Consider the following 24,529-nt stretch of genomic DNA (forward strand, 5'->3'; position numbering starts at 1 on the left):
CGGGCGGGTTCACCGGGTGAGCTCGTAGCGCTCCGCGAAGCGGGCGAGGATGGTCTGCGGGTGCTCGACGTGCGCGGCGCGACCCGCCCGCACGAGGTCGTCGACCTCGTCGGGGGAGAAGTAGCCGTGGTCGCGGTAGGCCCGGATGCGCTGCTCGAGCCCGTCGGCGTCGAGCTCCGGGTGGAACTGCGTCGCGACCACGTGCTCGCCCACGCGCAGCATGTGCACGCACGCGGCCGAGACCGCGAGGGTCGTGACGGGCAGGGCGGGCGAGCCGGCCGGCGCCTCGCGGATGCCCTCCTTGTGGCCGCCGAAGGCGGTGAAGGCGCGCGGCAGCCCTTCGGTGAGCCAGTCCTCGCCCACGAGGCTGAGCTCGACGGGCGCGACCGACTCGGCGACGCCGCGGATCATCCGCTCGCCCAGCGCGTGCACGACGGCCCCGAGGCCCAAGCACGCCCCGAGGTAGGGGACGTCGTCGCGGATGACGCGCACGCCGAGCTCGGTGAGCCACGGCACGACGCCCGCGTGCGCGGCGGGCCGCAGCTCGGGATCGTCGCTGAAGTTCGCCGGTCCGCCGCCGATGAGCACGGCGTCGACCGCTGAGAGGTCGATCTCGGGCTGGTCGCGGTCGAGCCGCACCCGACGGATGCGCGACTCGTCGAGCCGCCCGAAGCGCACCATGGCGTCGAGCTCCGCGTCGGCGACCTCGTCCTCGGGCCGCGACTGCACGATCAGGATGCTGCTCACGCTCTCCGTCCCTCCGTCGTCCACACGCCGCTCGAGCCGCGCCGGTGGGATCCCACGAGGTGGGTGTCGACGACGCCCACCGCCTCCATCAGGGCGTGCATCGTCGTCGGGCCGACGTGCGCGAAGCCGTGGCGCTTGAGCGCCTTCGACAGCGCGATCGACTCGGCCGACTGCGTCGGCACGTCCGCGTGGGTCTCGGGGGTCGGCGTCCGCTCCGGCTGGAACGACCAGATGAGCGCGGCGAGCCCGCCCTGCTCGCGCAGCGCGACCGTCGCGCGCGCGTTGCCGATCGTCGCGTCGATCTTGCGGCGGTTGCGCACGATCCCCGCGTCGCCGAGCAGGCGCTCGACGTCCGCCTCGTCGAAGCGCGCAACCGCATCCGCTTCGAAGCCCGCGAACGCCGCGCGGAACGCGGGCCGCTTGCGCAGGATCGTCGCCCACGAGAGTCCCGATTGGAAGGCCTCGAGCGAGAGGCGCTCGAACAGCCCCGTCTCGTCGCGCACCGGCATGCCCCACTCGCGGTCGTAGTAGTCGCGCAGCAGCGGGTCGGTCGCCGCCCACGTCGGGCGCGCGAGCCCGTCCTCGCCGACGATGAGATGCATGGCACCACGCTAGCCGCGGCGCCGACCGTCCGAGGCCCTGTCTAGGCTGGATCGGTGCGGGGTTCAGCGGTGCGGAGATCAGTGGTGCAGACGGATGCGGTGCGGCGCGCGTGGCGCGCGGGGCTGAGCGTCGTCGTCGCCACGAGCGCCTACGGGCTCTCGTTCGGCGCCCTCTCGATCTCGTCCGGGCTCGACCTGTGGCAGACGATGGTGCTGAGCCTGCTGATGTTCTCCGGCGGCTCGCAGTTCGCGTTCATCGGTGTGATGGCCGCCGGCGGCGGCGTCGCGGGCGTCGCGAGCGCGGCCATGCTCGGCCTGCGGAACGCGCTGTACGGCATGAGCATGCGCCGTGTGGTCGCGCCGCGCGGCGCGCTGATGCCGATCGCCGCGCACGTCACGATCGACGAGTCGACCGCGGTCGCGCTCGCGCAGCCGGAGCCGAGGTCGCAGCGCGTCGGCTTCTGGGTGACGGGCGTGGGCATCTGGCTCGGGTGGAACGCGGCGACGCTCGCGGGGGCGCTGCTGGGAGACCTGCTCGGCGACCCGAAGCAGTGGGGGCTCGACGCGGCGGCCGCAGCGGCCTTCGTGGGGCTGCTGTGGCCGAGGCTGCAGGCGCGCCAGGCGATCGCGGTCGCGGCGGCGAGCGCCGTCGTCGCGACGGCGCTGCTGCCCGCGCTGCCGGCCGGGCTCCCGGTGATCGTCGCCGCCGCCGTCGGCGTGGTGGTCGGGCTGACGAACTGGCTCGGACCGAAGCACGAGTCGAGCCTCCCCGACCCGGGCACGGCACGGCATCCGGACCCGGCGCATCCGCGAGGGGAGCACGCGTGACGACCTGGCACCTCATCCTGCTCGCGAGCATCGCCGTGCTCGCGATCAAGCTGCTCGGCTACGCGGTGCCGCCGCGGCTGTTCGACAGCCCGCGGCCGCGCCGCACGCTCGAGCTGCTCACCGTGTCGCTGCTGGCGGGGCTCGTCGCCGTGCAGGCGCTCGGCGGGGGCGACGGCATCCTGCTCGACGCCCGGATCCCCGCCGTCGCGGTCGCGGCCGGCCTCTTCGCCGTGCGGGCGCCGTTCATCGTCGCGGTCGCCGCGGCAGCTGCGACGGCGGCGCTGCTGCGGCAGCTCGCGGGGCTGCCGTGAGCGTCATCGAGGGCCCGCGGATTTCGCTAGGGTTGGCCTCTCAGGCGACGGCGGCTCCGTGTCCGGCCACAGCCTCGAACCCGTATGCTGATCGACACCCGCCGGCACCGCCGGCGCCGTTCGCGTGGAGGAAGCGCATGACCGAGCAGGACGCCCGCAAGCCGGGCCCCGACAGCGAGAGCACGCAGTCCTGGGGTGACGACTACCGCGCGCAGCTCGCAGCCATGCTCTCCGGTACGTCGGCCGAGGATCGCGAGGCGGTGGCTTCTCTGCCGTCCGGCTCCGCCATCCTCGTCGTGCGGCGTGGACCCAACGTCGGCGCGCGGTTCCTGCTCGACCAGGACTCCACGGTCGCCGGCCGTCACCCCGACGCCGACATCTTCCTCGACGACGTGACGGTCTCGCGCCGTCACGCGGAGTTCACCCGGAACGGCACGGCCTTCGAGCTGCGCGACCTCGGCTCGCTCAACGGCACCTACTACGACGGCGAGCGCGTCGACCGCGCGGTGCTGCACGACGGAGCAGAGGTGCAGGTCGGCAAGTTCCGCCTCACCTTCTACCGCTCCCGCCTCGACCTCGAACCCCGGGCGTGAGCGCCCAGCCGTCGAGGAAGCCCGCGGGTCTCCTCTCGATCGGCCAGGTGCTGGCGAAGCTCGGACCCGAGTTCCCCGACCTCTCCCCGTCGAAGCTCCGCTTCCTCGAGGATCAGGGGCTCATCTCGCCGCAGCGCACGCCCTCCGGCTACCGCAAGTTCGACGCCGCCGACCTCGAGCGACTCCGCTACATCCTGACGCTGCAGCGAGACCACTACCTGCCGCTCAAGGTGATCCTCGGCCACCTCGAGGACATCGATGCCGGTCGCACGCCCCAGATCCCGGGCGCCAACGTGCGGGTCGAGGCGCCGTCCATCCTGACCGCGGAGCGCCGCCTGACGCGCGCCGAGCTGCAGGCCGAGGCCAGCGCCTCGAAGCAGCTCGTCGCCGACGCGATCTCCGCGCAGCTCGTGCCCGGCGCCGAGCCCTTCGGTGACGACGCCGTGCAGGCGCTGCGCGCGCTCGTCGAGCTGCAGCGCTTCGGCATCGAGCCCCGCCACCTGCGCGGCATGCGGCAGTCGGCGCAGCGCGAGGCAGCGCTCATCGAGTCGGCCCTCAAGCCCATGCGTGGCCGCCGCGAGACGGGCAGCCAGGCGAAGGCGGCGGAGGCCGCGCGCGACCTCGCCGGCCAGATCCAGTCGGTGCGCGAGCTGCTCACGCGCGACGCGCTCGGCGTCTGACCGCGAGTCGTCCGAGCCGCCCGTGGGCGGCAGGGCGTAGACTCGGTCCCGACACGCCGACCCGCGCTCGCTTGCGCAGCGGCGGGGGAGCGGGTCGCTACGGTGGGGCCCAAGACTCAACCTCTTCTTGAAGGTTGAGCCCAGCACAGCGGAGGGAACGGCCATGCGCGACGGCAGCCTGGATGATGAGCAGGGCGGCGCCGGCCTGATCGAGCCCTCAGCTGCCGACACCGGTGCCGCTGACTCGCCCGCCACCGACGCCGGCGAGGCCGAGGACTCCCGCTTCGAAGCGGGGCTGCTGTTCACCGACGGACTCCCGCAGGAGCCCGACGCGGTCGGCTATCGCGGCGCGATCGCCGCCGACGCCGCGGGCATCACCTACCGCCAGCTCGACTACTGGGCGCGCACGGGGCTCGTCGAGCCCACCATTCGTCCCGCGCACGGCTCCGGCAGTCAGCGCCTCTACTCGTTCCGTGACATCCTCGTGCTCAAGCTCGTGAAGCGCCTGCTCGACACGGGCATCTCGCTGCAGCAGATCCGGGTCGCGATCCAGCAGCTCCACGAGGCGGGCGTCCGCGACCTCACGCAGACGACCCTGATCTCCGACGGCGCGAGCGTCTACCTCTGCACGTCGAGCGACGAGGTCATCGACCTCCTCGGCCGCGGCCAGGGCGTGTTCGGCATCGCCGTCGGCAAGGTGCTGCGCGAGGTCGAGACCCAGCTCATCGAGCTCGAGGTCACGCCGGTCGACGAGGCCCACGTCGACGAGCTCGCCGCGCGCCGCGCGCGCAGGAGCCGCACGGCCTGACCCGCCTGTCCTGACGCTCGCCGGCCGCGAGTGTCGGCGGCATGCTTGAGTGTCGCGACACTCCGACCACAGGTCGACACCCGCCGCGGCGGGCGATCGCGAGTGTCGGGCGGATGCTCGAGTGCCGCGACACTCCAGCCGCAGGTCGACACTGCGTGCCCTGGCCCGCCGTGGCGCCCCGGCACCAGGCTCCTACTTGGTGGGCTCGGGCTCGGTCGAGTCGGCGTCGGCGGCGGCCGCCTCCTCGAGCTCGGCGGCAGCCGTCGCGTCGACGGCTGCGGTCGGCGCGGGCACCTTGCGGCCGGACGCGGCCTCGTCGCCCGCTCGGCCGGAGGCCGTCAGCACCGTCTGCAGCAGCTCGTCGAACTGCAGCGCCATCTCCTGCGCGCCCTCGCCGGGCCACACGTGCAGCGGCCGGGCCGCGCCCTGCGCCTGCTGCATCGAGGTGCGCTCGGGCAGGATCGTCTCGAGCACGAGCGGCCCGAACATGTCCTTGAGCTCCTGGATGCGGTACTGGTGCTCGAGCGACTGCGGCCGGGCGCGGTTCACGACGATGCCGAGCGGCTGCAGGCGCGGGCTCAGGCCGCGGCGGATCTCCTCGATCGCGCGCAGCGCGCGGTCGGCCGCGGCGACGGAGAACAGGCCGGGCTCGGTGACCACGAGCACGCGGTCGGAGGCGGCCCAGGCCGTGCGGGTGAGTGCGTTGAGGGACGGGGCGCAGTCGACCAGGACGAGGTCGTAGTCGTTCTCGACAGTCGTGAGGGCCGTCTCGAGCTTCCAGATGTCCTTGATCGTCGGATGCGGGCCGTCGAAGTTGATCGCGGAGGGCGAGCCGATCAGCACGTCGATCGTGCCGCCGTGACCCTGGGTCCAGCCCGAGGGCGAGATCGCCTGCTGGACGATCTTGTCCTTCGGGTTCGCGAGCACGTCGGCGACGTTGAGCCGGCCGTCGATCTCGATGTCCATGCCCGTCGAGGCGTCGGACTGCGGGTCGAGATCGACCACGAGCGTGCGGAGGCCCTTGGCGAAGGCGGCGGAGGCGAGACCGAGCGTCACGGTCGTCTTGCCGACACCGCCTTTGAGGGAGCTGATCGAGAGTACGTGCACGGGGGCCAAGCGTAGCGGCACTAGATTGGAAAGACCGCGCCGCCGCACCCGGAGGGACCCGCATGTTCTCGAAGCTCCTTGTCGCCAACCGAGGCGAGATCGCGATCCGAGCCTTCCGGGCCGCCAACGAGCTGGGCGTGCGCACCGTCGCCGTCTACGCACACGAGGACCGCAACTCGCTCCACTGCCAGAAGGCTGACGAGGCGTACCAGATCGGTGAGCCGGGCCGCCCGGTGCGCGCCTACCTGACGGTGAGCGAGATCATCCGCGTCGCCAAGGACGCCGGCGCCGACGCCATCTACCCCGGCTACGGCTTCCTGAGCGAGAACCCCGAGCTCGCGACCGCCGCCGCCGAGGCCGGCATCACGTTCGTCGGCCCCGGCCCCTCGGTGCTCGCGATGGCCGGCAACAAGGTGACGGCGAAGGAGCACGCGATCGCCGCGGGCGTGCCGGTGCTCGCATCCACCCCAGCGACCACCGACCTCGACACGCTCGTCGCGGGCGCCGACGAGATCGGCTTCCCCGTCTTCTGCAAGGCCGTCGCGGGCGGCGGTGGCCGTGGGATGCGGCTGGTCGAGCGCCGCGAGGACCTGCCCGGCGCGCTCGAGGCCGCCATGCGCGAGGCCGACAGCGCGTTCGGCGACCCGACGATGTTCATCGAGCAGGCCGTCGTGCGCCCCCGCCACATCGAGGTGCAGATCCTCGCCGACGCGCACGGCGAGACCGTGCACCTGTTCGAGCGCGACTGCTCGGTGCAGCGCCGCCACCAGAAGGTCGTCGAGCTCGCGCCCGCGCCCAACCTCTCGCAGGAGCAGCGCGACGCGCTCTACCGCGACGCCGTCGCCTTCGCCCGCTCGATCGGCTACGTCAACGCCGGCACCGTCGAGTTCCTGCTCGACACCGCGGGCGAGCGCGCCGGCCAGCACGTGTTCATCGAGATGAACCCGCGCATCCAGGTCGAGCACACCGTCACCGAGGAGATCACCGACGTCGACCTCGTCGCGAGCCAGATCCGCATCGCCGCGGGGGAGTCGCTCGCCGAGCTCGGGCTCACGCAGGACCAGATCCGGATGCACGGGGCCGCGCTGCAGTGCCGCGTCACGACCGAGAACCCGGCCGACGGCTTCCGCCCCGACACCGGGCGCATCACCGCGTACCGCTCGCCCGGCGGCGCCGGCGTGCGCCTCGACGGCGGCACCATCAACCCCGGCACCGAGGTGAGCCCGCACTTCGACTCGATGCTCGCGAAGGTCACCTGCCGCGGCCGCGACCTCGACACCGCGATCCGCCGGGCCCACCGCGCGGTGAGCGAGTTCCGCATCCGCGGCGTCGCCACGAACATCCCGTTCCTGCTCAACCTGCTCGACAGCCCGGAGTTCCGCGCCGGCGACGTGTCGACCCACTTCATCGACGAGCACCCGGAGCTCACGCGCATCAACCCGCCGAAGGACCGCGCGTCGAAGGTGCTCGGCTGGCTCGCCGACGTGACCGTCAACCAGCCCAACGGCGCGGCGGTCGACGTCATCAACCCGGCGATCAAGCTGCCCGCGATCGACCTCGAGGCGCCGGCGCCCGACGGGGAGCGGCAGCGGCTGCAGGAGCTCGGCCCCGCGGGCTGGGCGACGGCGCTCCGCGAGCGCACCTCGCTCGCCGTCACCGAGACGACCTTCCGCGACGCCCACCAGTCGCTGCTGGCGACGCGCGTGCGCACCGCCGACCTCGTCGCCGTCGCCCCGCACGTCGCGCGCATGACGCCGCAGCTGCTGTCGATGGAGGCGTGGGGCGGCGCGACCTACGACGTCGCGCTGCGCTTCCTGGGCGAGGACCCGTGGGAGCGGCTCGCCCGCATCCGCGAGTCGATGCCGAACATCCCGCTGCAGATGCTGCTGCGCGGCCGCAACACCGTCGGCTACACGCCCTACCCGACCGAGGTGACCGAGGCCTTCGTCGACGAGGCGGCGGCGACCGGCATCGACGTGTTCCGCATCTTCGACGCGCTCAACGACGTCGACCAGATGCGCCCGGCGATCGACGCGGTGCTCGCGACCGGCACCACCGTCGCCGAGGTCGCGCTGTGCTACTCCGGCGACCTGCTCGACCCCGCCGAGGACCTCTACACGCTCGACTACTACCTCGCGCTCGCCGAGCGCATCGTCGACGCTGGCGCGCATGTGCTGGCCATCAAGGACATGGCCGGCCTGCTGCGCGCCGGTGCGGCGTCGAAGCTCGTCGCGGCGCTCCGCGAGCGCTTCGACGTGCCCGTGCACCTCCACACGCACGACACCGCCGGCGGTCAGCTCGCGACCCTGCTCGCCGCATCCGCGGCCGGCGTCGACGCCGTCGACGTCGCGAGCGCGCCGATGGCGGGCACGACGAGCCAGCCGTCGCTCTCGGCGCTCATCGCCGCGGTCGCGCACACCGACCGCGACACGGGCATCTCGCTCGACGCCGCGAGCGACCTCGAGCCCTACTGGGAGGCCGTCCGCCGCCTCTACAAGCCGTTCGAGTCGGGCCTGCCGGGCCCCACGGGGCGCGTCTACCGCCACGAGATCCCGGGCGGCCAGCTCTCGAACCTGCGCCAGCAGGCGATCGCGCTCGGCCTCGCCGACGACTTCGAGAAGATCGAGGACTGGTACGCCGCCGCGTCGCGCATCCTCGGCCGTCCGACGAAGGTGACGCCGTCGTCGAAGGTCGTCGGCGACCTCGCGCTGCAGCTGGTGGCGCAGGGCGTCGACCCCGACGACTTCGAGCGCGACCCGCGCAAGTACGACATCCCCGACTCCGTCATCGGCTTCATGGCCGGCGAGCTCGGCGACCTGCCCGGTGGCTGGCCCGAGCCCTTCCGCTCGAAGGTGCTCGAGGGCCGCGACGTCGACATCTCGGTCAAGCCGCTCGCGCCCGAGCAGCAGCAGCGGCTCCAGACGCCCGGGGCAGACCGGCAGGATGCGCTCAACGAGCTGCTGTTCGCCGGTCCGACGAAGGCGTTCCGGGAGTCACGCGCGCAGTACGGCGACCTGTCGGTCGTCGACACGATCGACTACCTGTACGGCATGCAGCACGGCGAGGAGCACCACGTCGGCATCGGCCGCGGCGTGACGCTCAACGTCTCGCTCGAGGCTGTCGGCGAGCCGGACGACGACGGCATCGTCACCGTCATGACGGTGCTGAACGGCCAGCTGCGCCCCGTCTACGTGCGCGACCGCTCCGTCACGGTCGACAAGCCGAAGGCGGAGAAGGCGGATGCGTCGGTGCCCGGCCACGTCGCCGCCCCGTTCGCGGGCGCGGTGACCGTCAAGGTCGCCGAGGGCGACACCCTCGCGGCGGGCGATCCGGTCGCGACGATCGAGGCCATGAAGATGGAGGCGGCGATCACGACCCCGGTCGCCGGCACCGTCGAGCGGATGGCGCTCACGGGCACGACGCCCGTCGAGGCCGGCGACCTCATCGCGGTGGTGCGCCCGGCATGAGCGTTCGGGAGATCCGTGTCTTCGGCGACCCGGTGCTGCGTGAGCGCGCGACTCCGGTCGACCCTGCGGCGCCGGCGACGGCGGCGCTCGTGCAGGACCTGCTCGACACCGTGCAGCTGCCTGGCCGCGCGGGCGTCGCGGCCAACCAGATCGGCGTCGCGAAGGCGGCGTTCTCGTACAACGTCGACGGACAGGTCGGCTACGTGCTCAACCCGCGCATCGACGAGGTGCGGGGCGAGCCCGAGCTCGTCGACGAGGGCTGCCTGTCGGTGCCGGAGCTCGGCTTCCCGACGCCCCGGCACCCGTTCTGCCGCGTCGTGGGCGTCGACCTCGAGGGCGCCGAGGTCGTGCTCGAGGGTGAGGGCCTCATGGCGCAGCTGCTGCAGCACGAGATGGGCCACCTCGACGGCCGGCTCTACCTGCAGGCGCTCGAGAAGGAGATGCGCTCGGTCGCGATGGCCGAGGTGCGGAAGGCCGCCTGGTACTGAGCTGATCTCACGCGGCCGCCTTCTCGAGCGTGAAGATGCCGTAGCGCATCGCGCCGGTGCGGTAGGCGACGAGCAGCCGCGGCAGCGACAGGGCGAACACGCGATTGCGCCCGACGAGCGCGAGGCGCCGCGTGTCGCGATCGGTCACGATCGAGCGCGCGAGCCGGCGGATGCAGATGCTCCAGGTGCGTGCGACGCGCGCGCTGACGTCCTCGAAGCCCACGACCCGGAAGCCCGCGGCCTCGGCCATCGCCGCATACTCCTCCCGCGTGCCCATCGACGGCAGGCGGCCCTCGCGGCAGATGGGCTCGAGCAGGTGGCGGACCCGCCAGCCGCGAGCGTCGGTCTCGGCGAGCCACGCGCACACCACGAACCGGCCGCCGGGCCGCAGCACGCGATGCGCCTCGGCGAAGAAGGCGGGCTTGTCGACCATGTGCTCGCTCGACTCGATCGCCCAGGCGGCGTCGGCCGAGGCGTCCGGGAGGCCGTTGTCGAGCCAGTCGCGCACCCGGATCTCGACGCCGGCCACCGGATGGTCGGCGGCATGGGCGGCCTGCTCGCCCGACAGCGTCATGCCCGTGACCCGCACGCCGCGGGTCGCGGCGAGCCGCCTCGCGGTGGCGCCGTACCCGCAGCCGATGTCGACGCACGCCTCACCGGGCGCGAGGCGCAACCGGTCGCCGACCGTGTCGACGAGCGCCTCGACGGCCTCGGAGGGTGACTCGCGCCCCGTCGTCCACAGCCCGTGGTGCACGTGCTCGCCCCACAGCCGGCGGTAGATCGCGTCGAGCTCGTCGTAGTGGTCGGCGACCGCAGCGGCGTGCTGCGCGGTGGCTGGCACGATCATGCGGTCGCCGACCCGATCACTCGACGTCGTGCGCGCTGGAGCTCGACGCGTAGATGTCGTCGATCTGCGCCTTGAAGTCGTTCAGGATGTTGTGGCGCTTGATCGACATCTTCGGCGTGAGGTGGCCGTTCGCCTCGACGAACTCGATCGGCAGGATCGCGAACTTGCGCACCGACTCGGCTCGCGACACGAGCGAGTTCGCGCGGCTGATCGCGCTGCGGACCTCCTCGATGACGGCGGGGTGGGCGGCCGCCTGCTCGAGGGTCATCGACTTGTCGTGGCCGTGGTTCTCGAGCCAGGTCGCGAGCATCTCGGCGTCGAGCGTGATGAGCGCCGCGATGAACGGCCGCTGGTCGCCGACGATCACCGGCTGACCGATGATCGTGTTCGAGCGGATCGGGTCCTCGAGCGTGTTCGGCGCGACGTTCTTGCCCGCGGCCGTCACGATGAGCTCCTTCTTGCGGCCCGTGATGGTGAGGTAGCCGTCGGCGTCGAGCGAGCCGATGTCGCCGGTGTGGAACCAGCCGTCCTCGGTGAACGCCTCGCGCGTCGCCTCCTCGTTGTGCCAGTAGCCGGCGAACACGGCGACGCCCTTGCCGAGCACCTCGCCGTCCTCGGCGATCTTCACGCCGTTGCCGGGCAGCGCCGGCCCCACGGTGCCGATCTTGAAGCGGTCGGGGAGGCCGACGGTGAGCGGCGCGGTCGTCTCGGTGAGGCCGTAGCCCTCGAGGATGCGGATGCCGAGCGAGCGGTAGAAGTGCGCGAGGAAGGTCGACAGCGGAGCGGAGCCCGAGACGGCGTACTTCACCTGGCCGCCCATCGCGGTGCGCAGCTTGTTGAGCACGAGCCGGTCGAAGAGCGCGAACTGCAGCTTGAGGCCGAGCGGCACGCGGCCGGCGTCGAGCGCCTTGGAGTGCGCGACGGCGACGTGCGCGGCGCGGCGGAAGATCTTGCCCTTGCCGCCGGCCTCCGCCTTCTGCTCGCTCGCGTTGTAGACCTTCTCGAACACGCGGGGCACGGCGAGGAAGAAGGTGGGGCGGAAGGAGCCGAGCGACGCGAGCAGCTTCTTCGTGTCGGACTGGTGGCCGACGCGCACGGTCGCCGCGATCGCGAGGACGGAGATGAAGCGCGCGAAGACGTGCGCCTGCGTGACGAACAGCAGCGTCGACGTGCCGGGGCCCACGACGTCCTTCATCACGACGCGCGCGTTGCGGCACAGCTCGACGAAGTTCGAGTGCGTGAGCATCGTGCCCTTCGGGCGGCCGGTCGAGCCGGAGGTGTAGATGAGCGTCGCGAGGTCGTCGCCGCGCGCAATGGACCTGCGCCGCTCGATCTCGTCGTCGGGCACGTCCTTGCCCTGCTCGACGAGCCGGTCGAGGTCGCCCCGGTCGATGCGCCAGACGTCGCCGATCGCCGGCAGGTCGCCGTGCGCCTCGTCGAAGCGCGACACGAGGTCGGCGTCCTCGAGGATGACCCGGGTCGCCTCGCCGTCCGAGAGGATCCACTGGATCTGCGAGGGCGCGGAGGTCTCGTAGACGGGCACCATGTGCGCGCCGGCGTACCAGAGCGCGAAGTCGACGAGCGAGAACTCGTAGCGCACCTTGCACATGAAGCCCACGGAGTCACCGGGCTGCACGCCCGCCGCCACGAAGCCCTTCGCGAGCGCGACCACCTGGCGGTGGAACTCGCGCGTCGGGATGTCGCGCCAGCCCTCGCCCTCCGGCACCGCGAACAGCGGCGCATCGGGGTGGTTCAGGAGCGTCTCCTCGAGCAGGTCGGTGACGTTCGCCTCCGGGTCCGCAGGGACGACGGGCGGGACGACGCCCTCGGGGACGGTGATCTGTGGCACTGGGACTCCTTCGGCTCTCGTGCGTTGGGCTCATCATATGGTCGCGCGCGAGAGCGGGCCGCAGGCGCGGGCGCATGTCCGAGCGGGGCGCGGGCCTGCCCTAGGCTCGTTCCGTCTGGGGAGGCGCGATGTTCTACTGGCTGATGCGGCACTGGGTCGTCGGCCCCTTCATGACGCGCGTCTTCCGCCCATGGGTCGCGGGGCTCGACAACATCCCCGAGCACGGCGGCGCCATCATCGCGGGCAACCACCTCTCGGTGATCGACTCCTTCCTCATGCCGCTCGTCATCCAGCGCCGCGTGTACTTCCTCGCGAAGTCCGACTACTTCAACGGCACAGGGCTCAAGGGCAGGCTCACGCGCTGGTTCTTCCTCGCGGTCGGGCAGCTGCCGATGGACCGCTCCGGCGGCGAGAAGAGCTCGCAGAGCCTCGATGCCGCGCTGCAGAAGCTGCAGGACGGCGGTCTGATCGGCATCTACCCCGAGGGCACCCGCAGCCCCGACGGCAAGCTCTACCGGGGCCGCACCGGCGTCGCCCGCATGGTGCTCGACGCGCGCGTGCCGGTCGTGCCGTGCGTGATGGTCGACACCGAGAAGATCATGCCGATCGGGCGCCGACTGCCCAAGGTGGGCCGCATCGGCATCATCTTCGGCGAGCCGCTCGACTTCTCGCGCTACTACAACCTTGAGGGCGACCGCTTCGTGCTGCGCTCGATCACCGACGAGATCATGGTGGCCATCAACCGCATCTCGGACCAGGAGTACGTCGACGTCTACGCGTCGAGCGTGAAGTCACGGGTCGAGGCGGAGCGCAAGGCGCTCGCGAGCCGCGACCGCTGACGGCGCTCGGTCGACGGTACGGCTCGGTAGACTGATCCGTGGCGCGCACGGCGCCGCTTGAAGCAGAGGCGAGCATGACCGACACCATCGCGATCCACGACGCCGACGAGCGCCGCTCCATCGAGCACGGCCTCGACGCGTATCGCGCGCTGCCGATCAAGCAGCAGCCCGCGTGGCCCGACGAGGACGCGGTCGAGCAGGTGCGGCGCGAGCTGCGCAGCGCACCGCCGCTCGTCTTCGCCGGCGAGGTCGACATGCTGCGCGATCGGCTCGCCGCCGCCGCGCAGGGCCGCGCCTTCCTGCTGCAGGGCGGCGACTGCGCCGAGACCTTCGCTGGTGCGACGGCCGACAACATCCGCAACCGGGTGAAGACGATCCTGCAGATGGCGGTCGTGCTCACCTACGGCTCGGCGATGCCGGTCGTGAAGATGGGCCGCATGGCGGGCCAGTTCGCGAAGCCGCGCTCGAGCGACGCAGAGACCCGCGGCGACCTGACGCTGCCCGCCTACCGCGGCGACATCGTGAACGGCTACGACTTCACGCTCGAGTCCCGCACGGCCGACCCGCAGCGGATGCTGCGCGGGTACCACATGGCCGCGTCGACCCTCAACCTCGTGCGCGCGTTCACGCAGGGCGGCTTCGCCGACCTGCGGCAGGTGCACTCCTGGAACAAGGGCTTCGCGCAGAACCCCTCGTTCGCCCGCTACGAGGCGCTCGCCGGCGAGATCGATCGCGCCGTGCGCTTCATGGAGGCCGCAGGCGCCAACTTCGACGAGCTGCGGGGCGTCGAGTTCTTCACGGGTCACGAGGGCCTGCTGATGGACTACGAGCGTGCGCTCACGCGCATCGACTCCCGCACGGGGCTCGCCTACAACACGTCGAGCCACTTCCAGTGGATCGGCGAGCGCACGCGCGAGATCGACGGCGCGCACGTCGACTTCTTCTCCCGGGTGCGCAACCCGATCGGCGTGAAGCTCGGCCCGTCGACGACCGCCGCCGACATGGAGGCGCTCGTCGACAAGCTCGACCCCGAGCGCGAGCCGGGCCGCATCACGTTCATCACGCGCATGGGCGCCGGGCGCATCCGCGAGGCTCTGCCACCGCTGCTCGAGGCCTCGAAGTCGCTCGAGTCGACGCCGCTGTGGGTCACCGACCCGATGCACGGCAACGGCATGACGACGAAGAACGGCTACAAGTCGCGCCGCTTCGACGACGTCGTCGACGAGGTGCGCGGCTTCTTCGAGGCGCACCGCGCGGTCGGCACGTTCCCGGGCGGCATCCACGTCGAGCTCACGGGCGACGACGTCACGGAGTGCCTGGGCGGCTCGGAGGAGATCGACGAGCTCGGTCTCGAGTCGCGCTACGAGTCGCTGTGCGACCCCCGCCTCAACCACATGCAGTCGCTCGAGCTCGCGTTCCTCGTCGCCGAGGAGCTGCGCGCGGCGCAGCGCCCCTAGCTGCGAGCGGGCCGCCCGGCGGCCGACTGGCCGGTTGAGAGCTCAGTAGGTCGCGTCGATCACGATCGTCGAGCCCTCGACGACCGGCCCGGGCGCGACCGGGTCCTGCGACAGCACCGCGGCGAGCGCCTGCAGCGGCTCGGGCACGTTCGTGCGCAGGTCTGGCACGAGGCCCGCGTCGCGGATCGCCTGCACGGCCTCGGGGATGGGTGTGCCGACGACGTCGGGCACCTCCACCATGACGGGGCCGAGCGAGACGACGCCGCTCACGGTGTCGCCCCTGCGCAGCGGCCCGTCGGTCGGGATCGCGAGCGAGATGAGGCGGCCCTGCTCGACCTCGGTGGAGTGCTCCTCGGCGGAGAAGTCGACGACGAGGCCCGCTCGCTCGAGCGCCGCCTTCGCCTCGGCCGCGACCTGCCCCGCCTCGGCCGGCACCGGACCGAGCGAGACGCGCAGCGCGATGGGCGTGCGCTCCTCGATCGCCTCGAGCTGCGCGACGTCGGTGCCGTCGGGCGTGAAGGCCGCGAGCACGGTGCCGGGTGCCGCGCCGTCGAACACGGCGTCGGGCTCGCCCTCGGCGACGGTGAACTCGGCGGCCTCGATCGCCGCTCGCGCGGCGTCGACCGGCATCCCGGTGACCGCCGGCGCCGGCAGGCTGCGGCGCCCGGACGAGAGCACGAGCTGCACGGACTCGCCGTTCGCGAGCACCGTGCCGGCCTCCGGGTCGGTGCGGAGCGCGTGACCCGCCGGCGTGTCGTAGTTCGGCTCGGTGATGCTGCCGGCGACCTCGATGCCATCCTCCGCGAGCATCGCGAGGGCGACGTCCTGCGGCTCGCCGGCGACCTGCGGCACGGTCGAGGTGCCGCCGGGACCGAGGTTGAACCACCAGCCGAGGCCGGCGGCGAGCAGCGCGCCGAGCACGACGATCGCGAGCCACAGCGCCCCGCGCCTGCGCCGCACCGTCGCGCGGCGGGCGAGCGCGGTCGTCGCGACGCCGTCGCCCGCGTCGTGCACGACGTCCGGCTCGGCGACGAGCTGCCGACGGCGCTGCGGGCGGGGGCGGTCGATGACCGTCGTCGACCGGTCGTCCTCGGTGACGAACGGCATGACGGTGGTCGGCCGGTCGATGCCGCGCTCTCGCACCGCGTGCAGCTCGGCCAGCATCTCGGCGGCGTCGGAGGGGCGGAGGTTCGGGTCGCGCTGCGTCGCCCAGTGCACGAGCGAGTCGAGCGCCTCCGGCACGCCGCCGGCAACGCTCGAGGGGAGCGGCACCTGCTCGTTGGCGTGCTGGAACGCGATCTGCATGGGCTCGTCGCCCGTGAACGGCTGCTGCCCCGTGAGCATCTCGAAGAGCATGATGCCGACGGCGTAGATGTCGCTGCGGGCGTCGGCGAGCCCGCGCGTGACGAGCTCGGGGGAGAGGTAGGCGATTGTGCCCAGCAGCGCCTTGCCGGTCGCGGTGTTCTGGGTCGCGGCGCGGGCGAGGCCGAAGTCGCCGATCTTGATGCGGCCGTCGTGCGCCAGCAGGATGTTCTCGGGCTTGAGGTCGCGGTGCACGATGCCGGCGCGGTGCGCCGCGGCGAGCCCGGCGAGGATCGCCTCGAGCACGTCGAGCGACTGCTCGGGGGTGATGCGGCCGCGCTCCGCGAGCAGGTCGCGCAGCGTGATCGACGGCACGAGCTCCATGACGAGCCAGGCGAGCCCGTCCTCCTCGCCCTGGTCGTAGGTGTTGACGACGTTGGGGTGCGCGAGCCGCGCGGCGGCCTTCGCCTCCTGGATGAAGCGCTCGCGGAAGTGCTCGTCGTCGCCGAGGTGCGGGTGCATCACCTTGACCGCCACCTTGCGGTCGAGCCGCAGGTCGACGCCCTCGTACACGCTCGCCATGCCGCCGCGGGCGATCCGGTCGCCGACCGCGTACCGACGGTCGATCGTCCGTCCGATGACGGGATCGCGGGAGTCGACGGGCACGAGAAGACGATAGGCGCTCGACGAGGCGATGCATCGGCTCCACGCCGCCGACGCCGAAGCTCCGGCGCGCGCGGTTCCGTGAGCGGCGGCGTCGATGTCAAGATGGAACGGTGACGCAAGAGACTGCCTGGCTCTCCGTGCCCGAACTGGTGACCCTGCTCGGTCAGCCCGTCGGGCGCATCCACCGCTTGATCGAGGAGCACCGCCTCCCCGCCACCCGCCGCAACGGCCCGCTGCAGGTTCCCGCGCTCTGCGTGCGCGACGGCGAGCCGCTCAGCGAGCTGCGCGGCACGCTGCTCGTGCTGCTCGACCTCGGCGTGACCGAGGACGAGGCGATCGACTGGCTGCTCGCCGAGGACGACTCGCTCGGGATGACGCCGCTCGAGGCGATGCGCTCGGGCGGCAAGGCCTCGGTCCGGAGGGCCGCGCAGCTGCTCGGCTGAGCTACCGGTCGCGCTTCGCGACCGTGTCGGCGAGCCGCTCGAGCTCGAGCACCGCGGAGCGCGAGAGCTCGCCGTCGTGCAGCGCTTCGAGCGCCTCGCCGACCGAACGGTCGATGAGCGCCTCGAGCCGTGCGGGCGCCTCGGAGTGCTGGATGGCGTCCTGCAGGATCGCCACCTGCCGCTCGTCGAGCGCCCGGTCGCCGAGCAGCTCGTCGAGCATCGTGCGCACGCCGGGGGAGAGGCGCTGCCGCGCGATCTCGATGAGCACGGTGCGCTTGCCCTCGCGCAGGTCGTCGCCCGCGGGCTTGCCGGTCACGGCCGGGTCGCCGAAGACGCCCAGCAGGTCGTCGCGCATCTGGAACGCGACGCCGACCGGCAGCCCGTAGCCCGCGAGCGAGTCGAGCTGCTCGGTGCTCGCGCCCGCGAGCAGCCCGCCGAGCGTCAGCGGCGCCTCCACCGAGTACTTCGCCGACTTGTAGACGGCGACCGTGTGCGCGCGGTCGAGCAGCGCCGCGGCGTCCTGCCGGATCCACGCCGCCTCCTCGAGCACGTCGAGGTACTGGCCGAACGTGACCTCCTCGCGCATTCGCCGGTACGCGTCGTGCACGGCGTCGCCCTTGGCCGCGGCGCGGCACGCGAGCAGCATGCGGTCATCGGCCCAGTTGAGCAGCAGGTCGCCCGCGAGCAGGGCCGCGCTCGAGCCCCACGACGCCGGCTCGCCCACCCACTCGCCCTCGCGGTGCATCGACTCGAGGGCGCGGTGCATCGCAGGCTTGCCCCTGCGGGTGTCGGATGCGTCGATGATGTCGTCGTGCACGAGCGCGGCGGCGTGGAACAGCTCCATCGCCGTCGCGACGCCCACGACGTCGGCCCACTCCGGGTCGCGCTCCGTGCCGGTCGTGTGCGACGCATCCGGCTTCGAGGCCGTGACGGCGTGCCAGCCCCAGAGCACGAAGGCGCTGCGGACCCGCTTGCCGCCGGAGACCATGTCGCGCACGAGCCGCATCAGGGGCCCGGCATCGGGCGAGATCTCCGTCAGGGCGCGCTCGCGCTCGTCGAGGTACTGCTGGATCGAGCCGTCGACGGCTCGGGAGAAGCGCTGCTGTGCCGACACAAGACACATGCTATTGACAGCAGAGACGCGTAGACTGGCGATCCGCACCGGTCGAGCGAAGGGGGTGCGAGATGGGCCTCTCCGAGCACGAGCAGCGTTTGCTCGACGAGATGGAGCGCAATCTCTACAAGCACGAAGCTGACATCGTCAACACGTCGAGCGGGCCTCGCACCGTCGACTACACGAAGGTCGCCGTCGGGGTGCTGGGCATCGCGATCGGGCTCGTCCTCGTGGTGGTCGGCGTGCTGATGAAGCTCGCGATCATCGGCGTCGCCGGATTCGGCGTCGCCGTGGCGGGTGCGCTGTGGGCGCTGTCGGCATCGAAGCCCGCCGACGGCGACGACATCACGGGGCACGGCCGCCCCGGCGAGGGTCCCGCAGCCGCGAAGCAGGGGCCGGGCCTGATGGACCGGCTCGCCCAGGAGTGGGACGACCGCAACACCAGGGGATAGCGGCATTAGGAGGGCACCGCCCTCCACACACCGCCACGACAGGGCCAGCGCATGCGCGCTGGCCCTTTTCGCTTGTCTGCACCGGGAACGTGCGCCGGAATGGGCGCAATTCCCCTCCACTCCGATTGGCCCTGAATCGACCGCAAATTTCCGCGATTCGTCGCGCTGTTTCGGGCAATTGTGGCGGCTGGTGGAGTAGAGTGGAGGAAGTCGGCAGATGCTGGCGCACCGCAGGCCGGACGAGAGGGGGCGATGTGTTCCTCGGCACGCACACGCCCAAGCTCGACGACAAGGGCCGCGTCATCCTCCCCGCCCGCTTCCGCCAGGAGCTCGAGGGCGGCCTCGTGCTCACTCGCGGGCAGGAGCGCTGCATCTACGTCTTCTCCATCCGCGAGTTCGAGCGCGTGCACGAGCAGATCCGGCAGGCGCCGCTGACGTCCTCGGGCGCCCGCGACTTCCTCCGGCTGTTCCTCTCCGGCGCCTCGAGCGAGCAGCCCGACAGCCAGCACCGCGTGACGATCCCGGCGAACCTCCGTGACTACGCGGGCCTCGGCCGCGACCTCACGGTCATCGGCGCCGGTTCGCGCGCCGAGATCTGGGACACCACCGCCTGGAGCGAGTACTACGCGGCCAAGGAGGCCGACTTCGCGAGCACCACCGAGGAGGTGATCCCCGGCATCTTCTGACCCGGCTCGTGACTCCCAGCTGTCCGCCGCGCCGCACCTTCCCCGGTGGCGCGTCGAACGGATGGGGATCAGGGGCCGGGACGGGAGCGGGCACGACATGGACGCATCCGCACTCCACACCCCGGTGATGCTCGAGCGAACGCTCGAGCTGCTCGCCCCCGCCATCGAGGGGGCCGCCGCGGCCGGCCGCACGCCCGTCGTCGTCGACGGCACCCTCGGCATGGGCGGCCACACCGAGGCGCTGCTCGCGGCTCACCCGACGCTCGTCGTGGCCGGCATCGACCGCGACCCCGACGCGATCCGCCTCGCCGGCGCCCGCCTCGCTCGCTTCGGCGACCGCTTCCGCCCCGTGCGGGCCACCTACGACCGCATCGACCTCGCCGTCGAGGCGGCCGGGGCCGCCGCCGCTGACGGCATCCTGCTCGACCTCGGCGTCTCGAGCCTGCAGCTCGACGCAGCCGACCGCGGCTTCGCCTACGCGAAGGACGCGCCGCTCGACATGCGGATGGGCCAGGACGGCGACGTGACGGCCGCGACGATCCTCGCCGAGCGCAGCGCCCGCGAGCTCGCGCGGCTCTTCCGCGAGTACGGCGACGAGAAGCTCGCCGACCGCTACGCGCGGGCCATCGTCGCCGCGCGCGAGGAGGCCCCGATCGACACGTCGAAGCGCCTCGTCGACATCCTGCAGGCCGCGACGCCGCGAGCCCTCTCGAACCAGGGCCATCCCGCGAAGCGCGTCTTCCAGGCGCTGCGCATCGAGGTCAACCAGGAGCTCGCGATCCTCGAGCGCACGATGCCGGCCGCGATCGGCGCCCTCGCGCAGGACGGCAGGCTCGTCGTGCTCGCCTACCAGTCGCTCGAGGACCGCATCGTCAAGCGCGCCCTGCAGGCCGCGAGCTCCTCCACCGCCCCGCTCGACCTGCCGGCCGAGCTGCCCGAGCACGCGCCGCAGCTGCGGCTGCTCGTCAAGGGCGCCGAGCTCGCCGACGAGGCCGAGCGCGCCGCCAACCCTCGTTCCGCACCCGTCCGCCTCCGAGCCGCGCAGCGCATCCGACCCGCTTCGCTGGCTCCGACCACTGGGGAGCCGTCATGACCACTGCCGCCATCGTCGACATCCACGCCCTGCCGACCCGGGCGCCCGAGCAGCGGCCCGAGCGCGAGCGCCACCTGCGGGCGCTCCCGGCGATCGCCCCGCGTCGCGCGCCGCGCCTCGTCCACGGCGTCGTCGCCCTCATCGGACTGACGGGCATCGTCGTCGCGCAGCTGGGCCTCACGGTCGTCATCAGCGAGGGCGCCTACCGGCTGAGCGCGCTCCAGGGCGAGTCGACGGCGCTCGCGCGCACGGAGCAGACGCTCGCCGAGGACATCGCCGTGCTCTCCTCGCCGCAGCACGTCGCGGTCGCCGCCGACGAGCTCGGGATGCTCGCGGGCCAGCCCTCGCAGTTCCTCACGCTCTCGGGCGAGGCGACCGCCGGCGGCCCCGACGCGCTCCACATGCAGGCACCCGCGATCGACCAGTTCGGCATCTTCGTGCCCAACGCCCTGCTCGCCGAGGAGCCGCAGGCCGCGGCGACCGTGCAGCAGGTGCAGGCGGAGGCGGCGCGCTCCCACCCGGGCATGCTGCTGCCGGCGGGGGAGGCCGCCGTCGCGGGCGCGCCGGCGCCCGCGCCCGCCGTCGACGAGCCCGCTCCCGGCACGCTCCTGCCGACCGCCGCAGCCGAGTGAGGGCGTGGCTGCCCGCCGCGGCGCCGCGCGGCCGCTAGCGTGCTGACGACTCGATCGAGGCTCGCGCACGCGAGCGAGACCAAGCGGAGGTGCCCGTGGGCGTGAAGCGGATCCGCAGCCGCAACCGGATGCGGACGATGCTCGTCGCCGTGCTGACGTTCGCGCTGCTCGCGACGTTCGTCGTGCGGCTCGCCGACATCCAGCTCGTGCGCGCCGAGGCGCTCAATGCCGAGGCGGATGGCCGACGCGGGGTCTCGCAGACCATCTTCGGCAGCCGTGGCCCGATCGTCGACGCCCAGGGCACCGTGCTCGCTGAGAGCGTCGACCGCTGGGACCTCACGGTCTCGCCCCGCTACACGCGCGACCTGCTGCCCGAGGTCGACGGCGTCGACGGGGTCGTGACCGGCGGCGAGGCGCTCGAGCGCATCGCCGCGATCACCGGCCAGGACCCGCTCGACCTGCAGGCGATGATCCTCGCCGAGCTCGAGCGCAACCCCGACTCCGACTACCTGCTGCTCGCGAGCGGCCTCACCGCGACGCAGTTCGAGGCGGTGCGCGACCTGAACCTGCCGTACGTGTACCTGCGGCTCAACCCGCAGCGCGCGTACCCCGCAGGCTCCGTCGCCGGCAACCTCGTGGGCTTCATGGGCCAGAGCGAGCCGCTCGCCGGCATCGAGCGCAGCGAGCAGGAGTGCCTCGCGGCCGATCACGGCAGCCGCACCTTCGACCGCTCGGCCGACGGCACCCCCATCCCCGGGTCGATGCTCACCGAGCCCGCGGTCGACGGCGGCACGGTGCAGCTGACGATCGACGCCGACGTCCAGTACCAGGTGCAGCAGCTCACGGCGCAGTACACCGCGCAGCTGCGCGCGCGGAGCGGCACGTCGATCATCATGCGCGCCGACGGCACGGTCGTGGCCGTCGCCGAGTCGTCGACCGTCGACCCCAACGACCCGACCGCGACCGACCAGCGCGACCGCGGCTCCCGGGCGTTCACCGCCGCCTACGAGCCCGGCTCGATCTTCAAGGCGTTCTCGTTCGCCGCCATGGTCGACCTCGGCCTCGTCTCGCCGCGCGACGAGCTGAGCGTGCCCTGGACCTACACGCAGCCGGGCGTGCGCGTGCGCGATGCGTCCTCGCACGAGGTCAAGCAGTGGACTGCGGCCGGCATCCTCGTGAACTCGTCGAACTCCGGCATGGTGCGGCTCGCCGAGGACATGGACCGCGCCGACTACTACGACTACCTCGACCGGTTCGGCTTCGGCGAGCAGACGGCCGTCGGCTTCGCCGGCGAGCAGGCCGTGCCGCTCCGCGACCCGGCCGCGCTCGACCCGCAGACGCAGCTCAACGTGCTCTTCGGCCAGGGCATCGCCGCGACGCCGATCCAGCTCGCCTCCGCCTACCAGGCCCTCGCGAACGGCGGCGAGCACCTGCCCGTGCGGCTCATCGACAGCTGCACGCTGCCCGACGGCACCGTCACGACGCCCGAGCTCGGCGGTCCGGAGCGGGTCGTGAGCGAGTCGACGGCCCGGCAGACGCTCGAGGTGCTCGAGCACGTCGTGACCGACTACGGCTACGACACGTTCCCCATCGAGGGCTACCGGATCGCCGCGAAGACCGGCACGGCGCAGATGGCGTACGAGGACGGCTCCGGCTACGACCCGTCCCGCATGATGATCTCGGTCGCGGGCGTGTTCCCGGTCGACGACCCCGAGTTCGTGGTGCTGACGCTGTTCGACAGCCCCCAGACCATCCGCACGAGCGGCGGGGCCATCCCGGCCTTTCACGATATGGTGAACCTCCTGATCCGTCACTACGACATCCCCCCGAGCACCACCCCGGCGTCCGACATGCCGCTCGAGTGGACGGCGGATCAGCCGTGACCCCCAGCCGCATCGCATCGCCGTGATCGACGCCGTGCGCGAGACTGGGATGGAGAACATTGAGGAGAGGATGTCCGTGGCGGGCGTGACCCCGAGGATCCTGCGACCGGAGCACCCCGCACCGAGACCGCTCGCCGGCCTGGTGGACGCCTTCGACCTGCGGGTGGAGGCCGACCTCGACGGCGTCGAGGTCACCGGCATCACCATCGACTCCTCCGACGTGCAGCCCGGCGACATCTTCGCGGCGCTGCCCGGCGCCAACCGCCACGGCGCCGAGTTCGCCGCCGCGGCGCTCGAGCAGGGCGCCGTCGCGATCGTCACCGACCCGGCGGGCGCCGACGTGCTCGACACGGATGCGCCCGTGATCGTCGTCGACGACCCTCGCGCCGCGCTCGGCGAGATCGCCGCGTGGGTCTACCGCACCGACGAGGAGCCGCCGAAGCTCTTCGGCATCACGGGCACGAACGGCAAGACGTCGACGGCGTTCATGCTCGAGGGCCTGCTGGCCGACCTCGGCTTCGTCACGGGCCTGTCGACCACCGCCGAGCGCCACGTCGGCGACCTCGTCGTCACGTCGAAGCTCACGACCCCCGAGGCGAGCGAGCTCCACGCGCTGCTCGCGCGCATGCGCGAGGCGGGCGTGCGTGCCGCCGTGCTCGAGGTCAGCGCGCAGGCGCTCGAGCGCCACCGCGTCGACGGCGTCGTCTTCGACGTCGTCGCGTTCACGAACCTCAGCCACGACCACCTCGACGACTACGGCTCGATGGACGCCTACTTCGACGTGAAGCTCGACCTCTTCACGCCCGACCGCGCTCAGCGCGGCGTCGTCTGCGTCGACACCGACTGGGGCGTCCGGGTCGCGGAGCGCAGCCGCATCCCCGTCACGACCGTGACGAGCGATCCGGAGCGCAGCGCCGACTGGCATGTCGACATCTGGGAGGAGACGGCCGTCTCCACCTCATTCACGCTCACGGGCATCGACGGCGGCGCCATCGAGGTGCAGGTGCCGTTCATCGGCCGCCACATGGCCATGAACGCCGCGATCGCGATCCTCATGCTCGTCGAGGACGGCTTCGAGATCGAGGGCGTCGCCGAGGTCATCGACCGCGGCATGCGCCCCACCCTGCCCGGCCGGATCGAGCGCGTCTCGGGCGACGAGGGCCCGTCGGTCTTCGTCGACTACGGCCACAGCCCCGACGCGTTCGCGCAGACGCTGCAGGCGCTCCGTCGCGTCACCGAGGGCAAGCTCATCATGGTGTTCGGCGCCGACGGCGACCGCGACACGACGAAGCGCGCGGACATGGGGCGCATCGCCGCGCAGCTCGCCGACGCCGTCGTCGTCACCGACTTCAACCCCCGCTCCGAGGACGCGGCGAGCATCCGCGCCCAGGTGCTCGAGGGCGCCCGCTCGGTCGCGGGCGACACGACCGTCATCGAGTCGTCGCCCGAGGAGGCGGCGATCCGCGCCGCGATCGCGCTCGCCGGTCCCGGCGACACCGTGCTCTGGGCTGGCCCCGGCGACGCCGACTACCGCGACGTCGCCGGCCGCCGCGAGCCGTTCGTGGCGCGCGACGAGGCGCGGCTCGCCCTGCACGAGGCGGGCTGGCGCTGATGGCCGGGATGCAGCCGATGGAC

Annotated in this window: 23 protein-coding genes; 16 read left to right on the forward strand and 7 right to left on the reverse strand. The window is 72.5% G+C overall.

The window, feature by feature from the left end:
* Positions 1-9: 9 nt before the first annotated feature.
* Both ACLQ21_RS00435 and ACLQ21_RS00440 read right to left on the reverse strand, forming a co-directional pair.
* A complete protein-coding gene (locus ACLQ21_RS00435; protein ID WP_425660358.1) occupies positions 10-747 on the reverse strand; it encodes a glutamine amidotransferase-related protein in 738 nt (245 codons plus the stop codon).
* Entirely contained in the window at positions 744-1,349 is a 606-nt protein-coding gene (locus ACLQ21_RS00440) for a DNA-3-methyladenine glycosylase I (protein ID WP_425660360.1), read from the reverse strand. The genes ACLQ21_RS00435 and ACLQ21_RS00440 overlap by 4 nt, the downstream gene beginning before the upstream one ends.
* Positions 1,350-1,403: 54 nt before the next feature.
* On the opposite strand from ACLQ21_RS00440, the gene ACLQ21_RS00445 reads away from it, so the two are divergent.
* The 5 genes from ACLQ21_RS00445 to ACLQ21_RS00465 all read left to right on the forward strand — a co-directional run bounded on the left by ACLQ21_RS00445 (position 1,404) and on the right by ACLQ21_RS00465 (position 4,569).
* The gene (locus ACLQ21_RS00445; RefSeq protein WP_425660362.1) at positions 1,404-2,177 is read left to right on the forward strand and encodes an AzlC family ABC transporter permease; all 774 of its coding nucleotides are present in this window, start codon (positions 1,404-1,406) and stop codon (positions 2,175-2,177) included.
* Entirely contained in the window at positions 2,174-2,488 is a 315-nt protein-coding gene (locus tag ACLQ21_RS00450) for an AzlD domain-containing protein (protein ID WP_425660364.1), read from the forward strand. The genes ACLQ21_RS00445 and ACLQ21_RS00450 overlap by 4 nt, the downstream gene beginning before the upstream one ends.
* Positions 2,489-2,625: 137 nt before the next feature.
* Positions 2,626-3,081: an FHA domain-containing protein gene (locus ACLQ21_RS00455; RefSeq protein WP_425660365.1), complete on the forward strand. Its 456-nt coding sequence runs from the start codon at positions 2,626-2,628 to the stop codon at positions 3,079-3,081.
* Positions 3,078-3,761, forward strand: a complete 684-nt coding sequence (locus ACLQ21_RS00460) for a MerR family transcriptional regulator (protein ID WP_425660367.1) — start codon at positions 3,078-3,080, stop codon at positions 3,759-3,761. The genes ACLQ21_RS00455 and ACLQ21_RS00460 overlap by 4 nt, the downstream gene beginning before the upstream one ends.
* A gap of 163 nt (positions 3,762-3,924) precedes the next feature.
* The gene (locus tag ACLQ21_RS00465; protein WP_425660369.1) at positions 3,925-4,569 is read left to right on the forward strand and encodes a MerR family transcriptional regulator; all 645 of its coding nucleotides are present in this window, start codon (positions 3,925-3,927) and stop codon (positions 4,567-4,569) included.
* Positions 4,570-4,761: 192 nt separating this feature from the next.
* Here the strand turns inward: ACLQ21_RS00465 and ACLQ21_RS00470 are convergent, their stop codons facing one another.
* Positions 4,762-5,676, reverse strand: coding sequence for a ParA family protein (locus tag ACLQ21_RS00470; protein WP_425660371.1), 915 nt, complete (start codon positions 5,674-5,676; stop codon positions 4,762-4,764).
* A 62-nt stretch (positions 5,677-5,738) separates the two neighbouring features.
* Between ACLQ21_RS00470 and ACLQ21_RS00475 the strand changes: the two genes are divergently transcribed.
* Entirely contained in the window at positions 5,739-9,143 is a 3,405-nt protein-coding gene (locus tag ACLQ21_RS00475) for a pyruvate carboxylase (protein WP_425660373.1), read from the forward strand.
* Complete coding sequence (locus tag ACLQ21_RS00480) at positions 9,140-9,631, forward strand: peptide deformylase (protein WP_425660375.1); 492 nt, start codon at positions 9,140-9,142, stop codon at positions 9,629-9,631. The genes ACLQ21_RS00475 and ACLQ21_RS00480 overlap by 4 nt, the downstream gene beginning before the upstream one ends.
* A gap of 7 nt (positions 9,632-9,638) precedes the next feature.
* Here the strand turns inward: ACLQ21_RS00480 and ACLQ21_RS00485 are convergent, their stop codons facing one another.
* Both ACLQ21_RS00485 and ACLQ21_RS00490 read right to left on the reverse strand, forming a co-directional pair.
* On the reverse strand, positions 9,639-10,478 hold the full coding sequence (locus ACLQ21_RS00485; RefSeq protein ID WP_425660377.1) for a class I SAM-dependent methyltransferase: 840 nt from the start codon (positions 10,476-10,478) through the stop codon (positions 9,639-9,641).
* 16 nt (positions 10,479-10,494) lie between these two features.
* The gene (locus ACLQ21_RS00490; RefSeq protein ID WP_425660379.1) at positions 10,495-12,327 is read right to left on the reverse strand and encodes an AMP-dependent synthetase/ligase; all 1,833 of its coding nucleotides are present in this window, start codon (positions 12,325-12,327) and stop codon (positions 10,495-10,497) included.
* A gap of 128 nt (positions 12,328-12,455) precedes the next feature.
* Here ACLQ21_RS00490 and ACLQ21_RS00495 point away from each other — a divergent pair, with 128 nt between their 5' ends.
* Positions 12,456-13,166 carry a lysophospholipid acyltransferase family protein gene (locus tag ACLQ21_RS00495; RefSeq protein ID WP_425660381.1) on the forward strand — a complete coding sequence of 237 codons (711 nt, stop codon included), beginning with the start codon at positions 12,456-12,458 and terminating at the stop codon, positions 13,164-13,166.
* 74 nt (positions 13,167-13,240) lie between these two features.
* Positions 13,241-14,623, forward strand: coding sequence for a class II 3-deoxy-7-phosphoheptulonate synthase (locus tag ACLQ21_RS00500; protein WP_425660383.1), 1,383 nt, complete (start codon positions 13,241-13,243; stop codon positions 14,621-14,623).
* Positions 14,624-14,665: 42 nt separating this feature from the next.
* On the opposite strand, the gene pknB is transcribed toward ACLQ21_RS00500, so the two are convergent.
* Positions 14,666-16,591 carry a Stk1 family PASTA domain-containing Ser/Thr kinase gene (gene pknB, locus ACLQ21_RS00505; protein ID WP_425660385.1) on the reverse strand — a complete coding sequence of 642 codons (1,926 nt, stop codon included), beginning with the start codon at positions 16,589-16,591 and terminating at the stop codon, positions 14,666-14,668.
* Between the two features lie 110 nt (positions 16,592-16,701).
* Between pknB and ACLQ21_RS00510 the strand changes: the two genes are divergently transcribed.
* Positions 16,702-17,034 carry an Rv2175c family DNA-binding protein gene (locus tag ACLQ21_RS00510; RefSeq protein WP_425660387.1) on the forward strand — a complete coding sequence of 111 codons (333 nt, stop codon included), beginning with the start codon at positions 16,702-16,704 and terminating at the stop codon, positions 17,032-17,034.
* A 1-nt stretch (position 17,035) separates the two neighbouring features.
* Here the strand turns inward: ACLQ21_RS00510 and ACLQ21_RS00515 are convergent, their stop codons facing one another.
* Positions 17,036-18,148, reverse strand: a complete 1,113-nt coding sequence (locus ACLQ21_RS00515) for a polyprenyl synthetase family protein (protein WP_425660389.1) — start codon at positions 18,146-18,148, stop codon at positions 17,036-17,038.
* A 71-nt stretch (positions 18,149-18,219) separates the two neighbouring features.
* On the opposite strand from ACLQ21_RS00515, the gene ACLQ21_RS00520 reads away from it, so the two are divergent.
* From ACLQ21_RS00520 to ACLQ21_RS00545, 6 genes are all read left to right on the forward strand, one after another.
* Positions 18,220-18,600, forward strand: coding sequence for a DUF3040 domain-containing protein (locus ACLQ21_RS00520; RefSeq protein WP_425660391.1), 381 nt, complete (start codon positions 18,220-18,222; stop codon positions 18,598-18,600).
* A 254-nt stretch (positions 18,601-18,854) separates the two neighbouring features.
* Complete coding sequence (mraZ, locus tag ACLQ21_RS00525; RefSeq protein ID WP_425660393.1) at positions 18,855-19,286, forward strand: division/cell wall cluster transcriptional repressor MraZ; 432 nt, start codon at positions 18,855-18,857, stop codon at positions 19,284-19,286.
* Positions 19,287-19,383: 97 nt separating this feature from the next.
* Positions 19,384-20,379, forward strand: coding sequence for a 16S rRNA (cytosine(1402)-N(4))-methyltransferase RsmH (gene rsmH / locus ACLQ21_RS00530; RefSeq protein ID WP_425660395.1), 996 nt, complete (start codon positions 19,384-19,386; stop codon positions 20,377-20,379).
* A complete protein-coding gene (locus ACLQ21_RS00535) occupies positions 20,376-21,011 on the forward strand; it encodes a hypothetical protein (RefSeq protein WP_425660397.1) in 636 nt (211 codons plus the stop codon). The genes rsmH and ACLQ21_RS00535 overlap by 4 nt, the downstream gene beginning before the upstream one ends.
* A 95-nt stretch (positions 21,012-21,106) precedes the next feature.
* Positions 21,107-22,894, forward strand: coding sequence for a peptidoglycan D,D-transpeptidase FtsI family protein (locus ACLQ21_RS00540; protein ID WP_425660398.1), 1,788 nt, complete (start codon positions 21,107-21,109; stop codon positions 22,892-22,894).
* Positions 22,895-22,970: 76 nt separating this feature from the next.
* Positions 22,971-24,506, forward strand: coding sequence for a Mur ligase family protein (locus ACLQ21_RS00545; protein WP_425660400.1), 1,536 nt, complete (start codon positions 22,971-22,973; stop codon positions 24,504-24,506).
* The last annotated feature ends 23 nt before the right edge of the window (positions 24,507-24,529 follow it).

Origin of the sequence: Agrococcus sp. DT81.2, assembly GCF_049844935.1 — a bacterium.
In the GTDB taxonomy this organism is placed as follows: domain Bacteria; phylum Actinomycetota; class Actinomycetes; order Actinomycetales; family Microbacteriaceae; genus Agrococcus.

Coding starts and splice junctions, on each gene's coding strand:
- ACLQ21_RS00440 (WP_425660360.1), bottom strand. CDS start 1,349: ATGCATCTCATCGTCGGCGAGGACGGGCTCGCGCGCCCGACGTGGGCG.
- ACLQ21_RS00455 (WP_425660365.1), top strand. CDS start 2,626: ATGACCGAGCAGGACGCCCGCAAGCCGGGCCCCGACAGCGAGAGCACG.
- ACLQ21_RS00465 (WP_425660369.1), top strand. CDS start 3,925: ATGCGCGACGGCAGCCTGGATGATGAGCAGGGCGGCGCCGGCCTGATC.
- ACLQ21_RS00475 (WP_425660373.1), top strand. CDS start 5,739: ATGTTCTCGAAGCTCCTTGTCGCCAACCGAGGCGAGATCGCGATCCGA.
- ACLQ21_RS00480 (WP_425660375.1), top strand. CDS start 9,140: ATGAGCGTTCGGGAGATCCGTGTCTTCGGCGACCCGGTGCTGCGTGAG.
- ACLQ21_RS00485 (WP_425660377.1), bottom strand. CDS start 10,478: ATGATCGTGCCAGCCACCGCGCAGCACGCCGCTGCGGTCGCCGACCAC.
- ACLQ21_RS00495 (WP_425660381.1), top strand. CDS start 12,456: ATGTTCTACTGGCTGATGCGGCACTGGGTCGTCGGCCCCTTCATGACG.
- ACLQ21_RS00500 (WP_425660383.1), top strand. CDS start 13,241: ATGACCGACACCATCGCGATCCACGACGCCGACGAGCGCCGCTCCATC.
- ACLQ21_RS00520 (WP_425660391.1), top strand. CDS start 18,220: ATGGGCCTCTCCGAGCACGAGCAGCGTTTGCTCGACGAGATGGAGCGC.
- rsmH (WP_425660395.1), top strand. CDS start 19,384: ATGGACGCATCCGCACTCCACACCCCGGTGATGCTCGAGCGAACGCTC.
- ACLQ21_RS00535 (WP_425660397.1), top strand. CDS start 20,376: ATGACCACTGCCGCCATCGTCGACATCCACGCCCTGCCGACCCGGGCG.